Source organism: Mesorhizobium sp. M7A.F.Ca.CA.002.04.1.1 (assembly GCF_004022805.1).
Lineage (GTDB): Bacteria > Pseudomonadota > Alphaproteobacteria > Rhizobiales > Rhizobiaceae > Mesorhizobium > Mesorhizobium ciceri.
Window position 1 is genome coordinate 1 of record NZ_RZPL01000113.1, and the last position, 10,599, is coordinate 10,599.

General features: G+C 65.5%; 10 protein-coding genes and 1 tRNA gene. 9 read left to right on the forward strand and 2 right to left on the reverse strand.

Going from position 1 to position 10,599, the window contains the following annotated elements:
- The 8 genes from ENZ75_RS08595 to ENZ75_RS08630 all read left to right on the forward strand — a co-directional run.
- A partial coding sequence (locus ENZ75_RS08595; RefSeq protein WP_128278025.1) for a glucokinase occupies positions 1-817 on the forward strand: 817 nt, incomplete at its 5' end.
- A 78-nt stretch (positions 818-895) separates the two neighbouring features.
- Positions 896-2,767 (forward strand): ABC transporter ATP-binding protein, encoded by a 1,872-nt coding sequence (locus ENZ75_RS08600; RefSeq protein ID WP_024502175.1) that lies wholly within the window; start codon positions 896-898, stop codon positions 2,765-2,767.
- On the forward strand, positions 2,764-3,606 hold the full coding sequence (dapB, locus tag ENZ75_RS08605) for a 4-hydroxy-tetrahydrodipicolinate reductase (RefSeq protein WP_013528616.1): 843 nt from the start codon (positions 2,764-2,766) through the stop codon (positions 3,604-3,606). Before ENZ75_RS08600 ends, dapB begins: the two co-directional genes overlap by 4 nt.
- A 33-nt stretch (positions 3,607-3,639) precedes the next feature.
- Positions 3,640-4,260, forward strand: a complete 621-nt coding sequence (locus ENZ75_RS08610) for a 2,3-bisphosphoglycerate-dependent phosphoglycerate mutase (protein WP_013528615.1) — start codon at positions 3,640-3,642, stop codon at positions 4,258-4,260.
- A 73-nt stretch (positions 4,261-4,333) separates the two neighbouring features.
- Positions 4,334-4,418, forward strand: a tRNA-Leu gene (locus ENZ75_RS08615).
- 150 nt (positions 4,419-4,568) lie between these two features.
- On the forward strand, positions 4,569-6,254 hold the full coding sequence (locus ENZ75_RS08620; protein WP_063169661.1) for an FAD-dependent oxidoreductase: 1,686 nt from the start codon (positions 4,569-4,571) through the stop codon (positions 6,252-6,254).
- On the forward strand, positions 6,251-6,559 hold the full coding sequence (locus ENZ75_RS08625; RefSeq protein ID WP_063169662.1) for a UBP-type zinc finger domain-containing protein: 309 nt from the start codon (positions 6,251-6,253) through the stop codon (positions 6,557-6,559). Before ENZ75_RS08620 ends, ENZ75_RS08625 begins: the two co-directional genes overlap by 4 nt.
- Positions 6,560-6,755: 196 nt before the next feature.
- Positions 6,756-7,319, forward strand: a complete 564-nt coding sequence (locus ENZ75_RS08630; protein ID WP_063169663.1) for a cytochrome b — start codon at positions 6,756-6,758, stop codon at positions 7,317-7,319.
- Positions 7,320-7,440: 121 nt separating this feature from the next.
- On the opposite strand, the gene ENZ75_RS08635 is transcribed toward ENZ75_RS08630, so the two are convergent.
- On the reverse strand, positions 7,441-7,620 hold the full coding sequence (locus tag ENZ75_RS08635; protein WP_023814179.1) for a hypothetical protein: 180 nt from the start codon (positions 7,618-7,620) through the stop codon (positions 7,441-7,443).
- A 130-nt stretch (positions 7,621-7,750) separates the two neighbouring features.
- Positions 7,751-9,739 carry an adenylate cyclase gene (locus ENZ75_RS08640; RefSeq protein ID WP_013528611.1) on the reverse strand — a complete coding sequence of 663 codons (1,989 nt, stop codon included), beginning with the start codon at positions 9,737-9,739 and terminating at the stop codon, positions 7,751-7,753.
- Positions 9,740-9,993: 254 nt separating this feature from the next.
- Between ENZ75_RS08640 and ENZ75_RS08645 the strand changes: the two genes are divergently transcribed.
- Positions 9,994-10,599 (forward strand): pyridoxal-phosphate dependent enzyme (locus ENZ75_RS08645; RefSeq protein ID WP_128278027.1); only part of this gene is annotated, 606 nt, incomplete at its 3' end.

Genomic DNA, 10,599 nt, shown 5'->3' on the forward strand with positions numbered 1-10,599 from the left:
GGTCGACGGCGACGAGATCGAACTGACCAACTGCCCCTGGATCGTCAAGCCGAGAAAAATGTTCGCCAGCCTCGGCCTGAGCGACATCGTCGTGCTCAACGATTTCGAGGCGCAGGCGCTGGCCGTCGTCGCGCTCGGCGAGGAGCACATGGAAAAGATCGGCGGCGGCACGCCGGAGCCCAATGCCGGCCGCGTCGTGCTCGGCCCCGGAACCGGGCTCGGCGTCGCCGGGCTGGTCCATGCGCTGCACCACTGGATACCGGTGCCCGGCGAGGGCGGCCATATGGACATCGGTCCGCGCTCGGCCCGCGATTTCGAGGTTTTTCCGCATATCGAGAAGCTGGAGGGCCGCATTTCGGGCGAGCAGATCCTGTGCGGACGCGGTCTGGTCAATGTCTATCGGGCGGTTGCCAAGGCGGACGGCAAGCCGTCGCCCTTCACCACGCCGGCCGAGATCACTGCCGCGGCACTTGCGAAAACCGATCCGGTTGCCGAGGAAGCGCTGGAGACCTTCGTCACCTGCCTTGGGCGCACGGCAGGCGACCTTGCTCTGGTGTTCATGAGCCGCGGCGGCGTGTTTCTCACCGGTGGCATCGCGCAGAAGATCGTGCCGGCGCTGAAAGCCGGCAATTTCCGTGCCGCTTTCGAGGACAAGGCGCCGCACAGCGCGATGATGCGCACCATGCCGGTGTATGTCATTACCCATCCGCTGGCCGCACTTCTGGGCCTTGCCGCCTATGCCAGGAACCCCTCGCTGTTCGGTGTCCAGACTTCGGGCCGGCGCTGGCGCGACGAAGTTAGTCACCCCGAGGCATAGGCAAGCTGGCTGCTTGGCGTTAAGAGGGGTGCCAAATTGCCCGGCCGCGGGAAGCGGAAATCTACGAAGCGCTCCAATTTGACATTTCAGCCCCCCAATTTGTCGAAACCCCGTGCGGGAGAGATCGTGGCGGTCATCCGCCGTATCCTCCAGGAAAATGGCCGCGACTATCGGGGGGCGTATGTTTTCACCATCCTCTGCCTGCTGACCGTGTCGGCGACGACGGCGCTTGCCGCCTGGATCATGAGTCCGGTCGTCAATCAGATCTTCTACGAACGGCGCGGCGACCTGATCCCATGGATCTGCGCCGCACTGCTCGGTGCCTTCATCCTGCGCGGCCTTGCCGGCTACGGCCAGGCGGTGACGATGGCCAGGATCGGCAACAATCTGGTGGCGCGCTATCAGCAGCGCATCTTCAACCATCTGATGAAGCTTGGCGTCTCCTTCTTCAACGACACAAGGTCCGGGCGGCTGGCCGCGCAGGTCAACGAGAACGTCAACGGCATTCGCGACCTGTTGTCGATGACGGTGACCTCGACCGCGCGTGATGCCGTCTCGCTGGTCGGCCTGGTCGGCGTGATGATCTACCAGGATCCGATACTCTCCTTGAGTTCGCTGCTGATCGGGCCGCCGCTGATCTGGACCGTCACCTATCTGATGCGCCGGGTGCGCCGCATCACGCGCGAATCGGTGCAGATCAACTCTCGGCTGATCGGCGCCATGCAGGAAGCCACGCAAGGCATCGCCATCGTCAAGGCCTTCACCATGGAGGACGAGCTGTCGCGCCGGATCAGCCAGCTAGCCGAGGATGCCGAGCAGCGGTCGAACAAGATCGCTCGCGTCTCCGAGCGGCTGACGCCGGTCTCCGAACTGCTGGCCGGCATCGCCTTCGCCAGCGTCATCGCCTATTCCGGCTACCGGGCCACCGTTCTCGGCCAGCCGCCGGGCGCGGTGTTTTCCTTCATCACGGCGCTGACGCTCGCCTATGATCCGGCCCGCCGTCTGGCGCGCATGCAGGTCGGCATGGAACGCGCGCTTGTGAATGCGCGCATGATCTACGAGCTTCTCGACATCGAGCCGCAGCAGAGCGACGCCCAAGGCGCCGCCGAGGCGAAATTCACCTCCGGCGAAGTGCGTTTCAACAACGTCTCCTTCCGCTATGTCGAGGAGGCTCCGGTGCTGCAGGATCTGAGTTTCGTCGCCGCGGCCGGCAAGGTGACGGCAATCGTCGGCGCTTCGGGCGCCGGCAAGACGACATTGGTGGCGCTGCTGCAGCGCTTCTACGATGTCGAGGCGGGATCGATCGAGATCGACGGCCAGGACATCTCGAAGGTCACCAAACAGTCGCTGCGCGGTTCCATCGCCTATGTCTCGCAGCAGCCCTATCTGTTCGAAGGCACCATCCGCGACAACATCCGCTACGGCCGGCTGAGCGCCACCGATGCCGAGATCGAACAGGCCGCGGGCCAAGCCGCGGCCGACGACTTCATTCGCCAGCAGCCGCAGGGCTACGACACGCCGGTCGGCGAGAACGGCGTGACGCTGTCCGGCGGCCAGCGCCAGCGCGTCTCGATCGCGCGGGCCATCGTGCGGCAGGCACCGATCCTTTTGCTCGACGAAGCGACATCGGCGCTCGACAACGAGGCCGAGGCTCGCGTCCAGCAGGCGCTGACAAAGGTCATGGAAGGCCGCACCACCATCGTCATCGCGCACCGGCTGTCGACGGTGGTCAATGCCGACCACATCATCGTCATGGAACAGGGCCGGCTGGTCGAGGAAGGCACGCACGCCTCGCTGATGGCCGATCCGCACAGCGTCTATGCCCGCTTCCACCGCATCCAGGGCGTCAAGGGTCTGGGGCTTGTCGACGACAGCGCGCCGATCCGGACTTCGGCGCAACGCCTGTCACAAGGCATCGACACGCAGAGCATCGCCGGGAGCACGACATGAGCGCCACGCCCGCAACCGACGGACCGGCAAATGATATGGGCCTGGTGGTGGTGGGCGCCGCCGGCCGCATGGGCCAGACGCTGATCCGTGCCATCCACTCTATATCAGGCGCGCGGGTCATCGGCGCGGTCGAGCGGGCGGATTCGCCGCATCTGGGCAAGGATGCCGGCGAGCTGGCCGGCATCGGCATCATCAACGTGCCGATCAGCGACGATCCGCTGCCGGTGTTCGCCAAGGCCGACGGTGTGCTCGATTTCACCACGCCTGCTTCGACGGTCGAATTCGCCGGCTACGCGGCGCAGGCGCGCATCGTCCATGTCATAGGCACTACCGGCTGTTCGACCGATGACAATGCCAGGATCGCGGCGGCGGCGCGCCATGCGACGATCGTCAAATCGGGCAATATGAGCCTCGGCGTCAATCTTCTGGCGGTGCTGGTCGAGCAGGCGGCGCGCGCGCTCGATGCCGACGATTTCGACATCGAGATCCTCGAAATGCACCACAAGCACAAGGTCGACGCGCCTTCGGGCACGGCGCTGCTGCTGGGTGAAGCCGCCGCCGCCGGGCGTGGTATCGAGCTCTCAGGCAACGACGTGCGCGTCCGCGACGGCCACACCGGGGTGCGCAAGACGGGCTCGATCGGCTTTGCCACGTTGCGCGGGGGCTCTGTCGTCGGCGACCACAGCGTGATGCTGGCCGGCACCGGCGAGCGCATCACCCTGTCGCACCACGCCGAGGACCGCGCCATCTTCGCCCGCGGCGCCGTCAAGGCGGCGCTTTGGGCGCGCGGCAAGAAGCCGGGACTGTATTCGATGCGGGACGTGCTCGGCCTCAGCTGAGCCGGCCTGATCCATAAACCTGAAGGAGCAAACATGTCGCGAACCCTCGTGCTCGTGCGCCACGGCCAGAGCGAATGGAATTTGAAGAACCTGTTCACCGGCTGGCGCGACGTCGACCTGACCGAACAGGGCCACGCCGAGGCCAAGGCCGCCGGGCAAAAGCTCAAGGCGCGCGGCCTGAAATTCGACATCGCCTTCACCTCCGCGCTGATCCGGGCGCAAAAGACATGCCAGCACATCCTCGACGCGGTCGGCCAGGGCGACCTGAAGACCATCCGCGACCAGGCGCTCAACGAGCGCGACTATGGCGACCTCTCCGGCCTCAACAAGGACGACGCCCGCAAGAAATGGGGCGAGGAGCAGGTGCATGTCTGGCGCCGCTCCTACGACGTGCCGCCGCCTGCCGGCGAGAGCCTGAAGGACACCGGCGCCCGCGTCTGGCCCTATTACCTGCACGATTTGCAGCCGCATGTGCTGCGCGGCGGCACCGTGCTGGTCGCCGCGCACGGCAACTCCCTGCGCGCGCTGATCATGGCGCTCGACGGCAAGTCGGGCGAGGAGATCGTCAAGCTGGAACTCGGCACCGGCGTGCCGGTCATCTACCAGCTCAACGCCGATTCCACCGTCGCTTCCAAGGAAGTGCTGGACGACTGAGCCGGCGAACGGAGCACCTGCGAAAAAAGCGCGTTGACAGCAATCGCTTGCCCGCTTACATGAGCCCGCACCAGCCCAGATGGCGGAATTGGTAGACGCGCACGGTTCAGGTCCGTGTTCCGCAAGGAGTGGAGGTTCGAGTCCTCTTCTGGGCACCAAATTCCCGTTTCGAACCACTTGACGGTTCAGAAACTTAGAGAAAAAAGCCCGGTTCGTCCGGGCTTTTTCTTTTCAGCCAACCTCCCCTTCCGGCCAGTCCCCTCACAAACCGCTTCAAACTCCGCGGCCGCTTCGCTACGCTCAAAACCATGGCTCAATCCACCAACCCGATCTTCGGTGCCCGCCGCGACCAGGCGTTCCCCACGCTGGCCGAGGTGGACATCGACCGCATGCGCCGGTTCGGCGAGGCCAGCGCCTATGCAGCCGGCGAGCACATCATCGAAGCCGGCGATGTGGCGCCCGGCCTGATCGTCGTGCTGTCGGGTAGCGTGGACATCACCCAGGACGGCGGGCTCGGCCGGCGCGAGACGATCGTCACGCACGGCCCGGGCAGCTTTGTCGGTGAGCTGGCGCAGCTTTCGGCCCGTCCCTCGCTGGTGAATGCGCAGGCCGCCGAGCCGGTGGAGGCGTTCGTCATCGCCTCGCAACGACTGCGCGACCTGATGGTGCAGGAGGCCAATCTCGGCGAGCGCATCATGCGGGCGCTGATCCTGCGCCGCGTCGGGCTCTTGGAGAGCGCCACCAGCGGGCCGATCATCATCGGACCCCAGGACAATGCCGACGTGTTGCGGCTGCAGGGTTTTCTGGCGCGCAGCGGCCAGCCGCACCGCGTGCTCGATTCCGACAGCGATCCCTGCGCCAAAACCCTGGTCGAACGCTTCGAGGTCGATCCGCACCACCTGCCGATCGTGCTCTGTCCAAACGGCAGGCTGCTGATGAACCCCGGCGAAAAGGACCTCGCCCGCTGCGTCGGCCTGTTGCGCCCGATCGATGCCGATACGGTGTATGACGTGGCCATCGTCGGCGCCGGCCCGGCAGGGCTGGCGGCGGCGGTCTATGCGGCATCCGAAGGGCTGTCGACGATCGTGCTCGATTGCCGTGCCTTCGGCGGACAGGCCGGCGCCTCCTCGCGCATCGAGAACTATCTCGGTTTCCCGACCGGCATCACCGGCATGGCGCTGATGGCGCGCGCCTACAACCAGGCGCAGAAGTTCGGCGTTGAAATGGTCATCCCGGACGAGGCGAAGCTTTTGAGCGCGGCCACCGACACTTCAGGCGCCCGCTATCTGCTCGATGTCGGTGACGGCGAGACCGTGCGCACGCGCAGCGTGGTGATCGCCAGCGGCGCGCGTTATCGTCGCCTCGACATCGCCGATCTGGCGCGGTTCGAGGGGACGTCCGTGCACTATTGGGCGTCGCCCATCGAAGGCCGGCTTTGCGCGGGCCAGGAAGTGGCGCTGGTCGGCGCCGGCAATTCGGCCGGGCAAGCGGCTGTCTACTTGGCCAGTCATGCGCGGAAGGTGGCGCTGCTGGCGCGCGGCGGCAGCCTCGATGCCAGCATGTCGCGCTACCTGGTCGAGCGCATCCGGGCGCAGCCGAACATCGAGGTGCTGACCGGGACCGAAATCGAGGCGCTGGACGGCGAAGAGGGCAATCTTGCCACGGTGCGCTGGCGCAACCGCGCCAGCGGCGCGGAAACGACGCGCCCGATCCGCCATCTCTTCCTCTTCATCGGCGCCGATCCGAACACCGATTGGCTGGCCAACTGCGATGTCGCGCTGGACGCCAGGGGTTTCGTGCGCACCGGATCGGACATAGGATCGGCGCAGATGGAGACGAGCCGCAGCGGCGTGTTCGCCATAGGCGATGTCCGCGCCGGTTCGGTCAAACGGGTCGCGGCGGCTGTCGGCGAAGGCGCCCAGGTGGTCGCGGCTCTGCATGCCTACCTCGCGCGCGGCAACGCCGACACATTTCGAATGGCCGGGAGACCATGATGGATGAATGCAGACATACGCGCGACATCAGGAAGGTCACGCCGAGCGCGCTCGGCTGCGAGGAATGCCTGAAGAGCGGGTCGCAATGGGTGCATCTGCGGCTGTGTCGTACCTGCGGCCATGTCGGCTGCTGCGACGACTCGCCCAACCGCCACGCCACCAAGCATTTCCACGCCATCAAGCATCCGATCATCGAGGGCTACGATCCGCCCGAAGGCTGGGCATGGTGCTATGTCGACGAGGTGTTTGTCGACCTCGGCGACGATGTGACCCCGCAGAACGGTCCGATCCCGCGCTTTGTTTGAGCGCCCTGGAGACGCCGAAGAAGAGCCCGGTTCGCCCGGGTTTTTCTTTGTCCAGCATTACGCGCTCGATGCCCGACTGTCCGCAAACTGACAGCCTACCCGTTCCAGTGTCCTGCCAGCTCACGATCATCCGAGCCCGACAAAGCTTTGACATGATCGCGGCTAGTTTAGAAACATTCAAAACTGGAAGGCTCGCATGCACCCCACCTATACAAGCGCGCAAAAAGCCATTCACTGGGCGGTGTTTCTGCTGGTCATCGGCCTTTATGGCTTGACCTATGTGGAAGAACTTTTTCCGCGCGGCGATCCCGGCAGCGCGCTCGTCTGGTGGTTCCATATTTCGTTCGGGCTGCTGTTGTTTGCGCTGGTCGTCATCCGCGTCGGCCTGCGCCTGATACTGGGAACGCCAGGGCTGCCGACGGAAATGTCGGACCTTGAACGATGGGCGGCCAAGATCGCGCATCTGCTGCTCTATGCGCTGCTGGTGACCATTCCGGCTCTCGGCATCCTGCTGACTTGGTATAGGGGCGACGCCTTGAGCTTCTTCGGCCTCTTCACCATCCCGGCCCCGGTATCGCCCGACCGCGACACGGCCCGGTTCATCAGGGAACTGCACAGCCTGTGCGCCAATTCGATCCTCATCCTCGCCGGAGTGCACGCGGCCGCGGCGCTATGGCATCATTTCATCCGCAAGGACGACGTGCTCAAGCGAATGCTGCCGGAAAGCACGCTCTCCTGGAGCAAGTCCGGGAAAGTGTGAAGTGGTTTCCCAGGAAAAGCGCATGGCGCCTTCCCTCGTTGATCGGGAGGGCCTTTCCCTCGACCTTCTTTTTTCTTCAGAAGGCGCTCTCCCCGAGAGGGCTAACGCCGACCGATAGCGCCTACCGCACGGAGCCGGTGACGGTCGGGTCGATCATGCTGGGAACCGACTTGCGTTCGTTTCCGGCAAGCGCCGCTATGATAAGCAGGCTGGCAACCACCGGGACAAACAGGATGGCAACGCGAGCCTGCACGTAAAATATGGCGCGCCATTCATTGCGCTTGTCGGGGCTGTTGCTCATCATACTCACTTTGTCGGCCCCCCGGGCCGTGACATAGAAGCTAACGGTTAAACAACTCCTTCCGACTTCGTTAACCTGGCGGATTTGAGGCGAAATTCCCACGCGATCCCCAAGATGGCGATCCCGGGCTTCAGTTGAGCCCGATGCGGCTGGCGCCCTGCCGGAACAGCGCTACGGCATCCGGTTCGAAGCGAAAGGTGCCGATGAAATCGTCGGCGCAATAGTCCGGCCTTGTCTTGCGGATGGCGGCGGCGAAGCCGCGCGCCTCGTCGAGCCGTCCGGCCAGCGCCAGGCAGTGCGCGGCGATCGCCAGTATGATGGCGTGGGCGTTGGGCCGCGCCGCCGCCTTCAGCGCCCATTCGGCCGCCTCCTCAAACTGGCCGAGCCGGACATGCGCCATGGCGCGTGCGCCCAGCATGCCGAACAGCAGCGGGTCGAACGGGCTGAGATGGCGCGAATGATCGGAAGAGCCTATCGCCGCTCGCGGGTCGCCCGACTGCGAATGCACGAAGGACAAAGCGTAGTGGCCGAGCGCGAAGTTGGGGCTGAGATCGACCGCCCGCTCGAGTTCGAGCAGCGAGCCGTCCTGCTCGCCGCGCAGCCACAGCGCCCGGCCCATCGCCCAATGGGCGGCCGGATTGTGGTCGTCGACCAGCAGGCTGTGGCCGGCGCTCTCGAAGGCCAGCGCGCTTTCGCGGTCGCGATCGCCCCAGCGCTGGAAGGCGTTCTGCCAGTGGGTGAAGGACAGGCCGGCATAGGCACGGGCGAAGGTCGGGTCGAGCTGCAAGGCCTGGGCAAAGAAATGCCGCGCCTGCTCGTTTTCGGCCTGGGTGAAGCGGTACATGTGCCAGAGGCCGCGATGGTACGCCTCCCAGGCGTTGAGCGAGCTGGGCGCCTTCAGCATGGCGCGGTTGCGCTCGACCGTTTCGATCTCGGCCGAGATCGAGGAGACGATGCTGTTGCCGATGTCGTCGAGCACGGAAAAGATGTCATCGGGCCTGCGCTCGAAGGTCTCGGCCCAGACGATCCTGGCGCTGCGCACCTCGATCAGCTCGACGCTGACGATGAGGCGGCCGGACGGGCTGCGCACCGTGCCGGTGGCGACATAGTCGACATTCAGCCGGCGGCCGGCATCCTCGGGCGCGATGTTCTGCTCTGCCAGCGCAAACACCGATCCGCGCGCGATGACGAAGAAATCCCTGAGCTTGGCCAGGCGGGTGATGATGTCGTGGGTGAAACCGTCGGCCAATCCGCCGCGCGTGCCGCCGCTCTCCTCGACAAACGGCATCACCGCCAGCGAAGCGTGGCTGGGCTCGACCGGGCCGGGTGCGGTGGGCATGGTGGCCACCAGTGGCGATAGCGTGGACAGGCAGGCCGTTCGAAGCGAGGTGCCCGACTGTCGGTCACGGATCGCCCGCCAGGCCGCGCGAAGCGGTGCGAAATCGAGCTCCTCCGACCGAAACAATCGTTCCGCCGCGGCCAGATGCTCTTCGGCCGCGCCGACCTCGCCGCGCCCGGCCAGATTGGACAGCAACGCCAGATGTCCGCACGTGTCGAACGGCGCCAGTTCCACCCATGTGTCGAGATGGGCGATCGCCTCGTCACTATAAGCCGGCAGGCTCGCGACAAGGCGTTCCAGCACGGCGGCATGGCAAGCGCTGAAGCGGCGGCGCTGCGCGATCAGCCAGCTGTTGAAATGCGGGCTGCGCTCGAGCTCCAGCCCGTCGAGGAAATCGCCGGCAAACAGTCCGGCCAGCACGCGCAAGCGCTCGACGTCAAGCGTGCCGATCCCTTGCGCGGCGGCGCGGCTGACCTCCAGCACATCGACCAGGCAATCGTCGAGATCGAGTGCGACCGTATCGCCTTGGGTGGAGACCCGGCGCCGGGCCGGCATGTCAAGCGCGCCGCGCAGCTTGCTCAGGCACCAGCGCAGTTCGCCCCTTGGGTCGTTCGGCACATCCCACAACAACTCGCACAGGCGACTGCGGCTGACCGGATGCGGCGCCAGCGCCAGATAGGCGAGCAGCGCGCGCAGCTTGCGTGACGCGGGCAGGGCAACCGGAGCGCCGTCGCGGGAGATCATCAGCGGTCCGAGCAGGCGCACGGAAAGGACCGGCATGTCGCCGTCCGGCCTCGATCGAGTGGATTCCACGTGCGTTTCCACGCCTGCTCCCACGCTGGCCTGTCGGCCTCTCCTGTATCACCAAACACGACACGGCGCATCCGGCAGCGGATATCAGCGCCGGATACGGGCATTGCCGCTGTGCGGCATGTCAGTCCTAGCGCGGCAAGGTCACCAAACCTCGCCGCCCAGCCCGCCGGTTTGTAACCGGCCCGTGAAGACAAAACGCGATGACAATCAAGGAGACCAAGATGTTGCAGCAGCAGAAGATCAGAACCACGGCCGGGCGCGGCCGCCTGTTCGACAGCATTCTCGACACCGTCGGCGACACGCCGGTGGTTCGCATCAACAATCTCGGACCGTCCCACGCGACGATCTACGTCAAGGCCGAGTATTTCAATCCCGGCGCCTCGGTGAAGGACCGGCTGGCGCTCAACATCATCGAGGAGGGCGAGCGCAGCGGGGCGCTGAAGCCGGGCCAGACGGTGGTCGAGGCGACCAGCGGCAACACCGGCATTGGCCTCGCCATGGTCTGCGCGCAAAAGGGCTATCCGCTGGTCGTCACGATGGCCGACAGTTTTTCGGTCGAGCGCCGCAAACTGATGCGCATGCTGGGCGCCAAGGTGGTGCTGACGCCGCGCGCAGAAAAAGGTTTCGGCATGTACAAGAAGGCGGTGGAACTGGCCGAGGCCAATGGCTGGTTCCTTGCCCGCCAGTTCGAGACGACCGCCAACGCCGCCATCCACGAGGCAACGACGGCGCGCGAGATCGTCAATGATTTCGCCGGCTCGCGGCTTGATTGCTTCGTCACCGGCTATGGCACCGGCGGCACGGTGGTGGGCGTGGCGCGCGTGCTG

Bases quoted from the DNA above. Each gene is read 5' to 3' on its own strand.
- ENZ75_RS08640 (WP_013528611.1), bottom strand. From the start codon at position 9,739: ATGCCGGTCCTTTCCGTGCGCCTGCTCGGACCGCTGATGATCTCCCGC.
- ENZ75_RS08630 (WP_063169663.1), top strand. From the start codon at position 6,756: ATGCACCCCACCTATACAAGCGCGCAAAAAGCCATTCACTGGGCGGTG.
- ENZ75_RS08625 (WP_063169662.1), top strand. From the start codon at position 6,251: ATGATGGATGAATGCAGACATACGCGCGACATCAGGAAGGTCACGCCG.
- ENZ75_RS08635 (WP_023814179.1), bottom strand. From the start codon at position 7,620: ATGAGCAACAGCCCCGACAAGCGCAATGAATGGCGCGCCATATTTTAC.
- ENZ75_RS08610 (WP_013528615.1), top strand. From the start codon at position 3,640: ATGTCGCGAACCCTCGTGCTCGTGCGCCACGGCCAGAGCGAATGGAAT.
- ENZ75_RS08620 (WP_063169661.1), top strand. From the start codon at position 4,569: ATGGCTCAATCCACCAACCCGATCTTCGGTGCCCGCCGCGACCAGGCG.
- dapB (WP_013528616.1), top strand. From the start codon at position 2,764: ATGAGCGCCACGCCCGCAACCGACGGACCGGCAAATGATATGGGCCTG.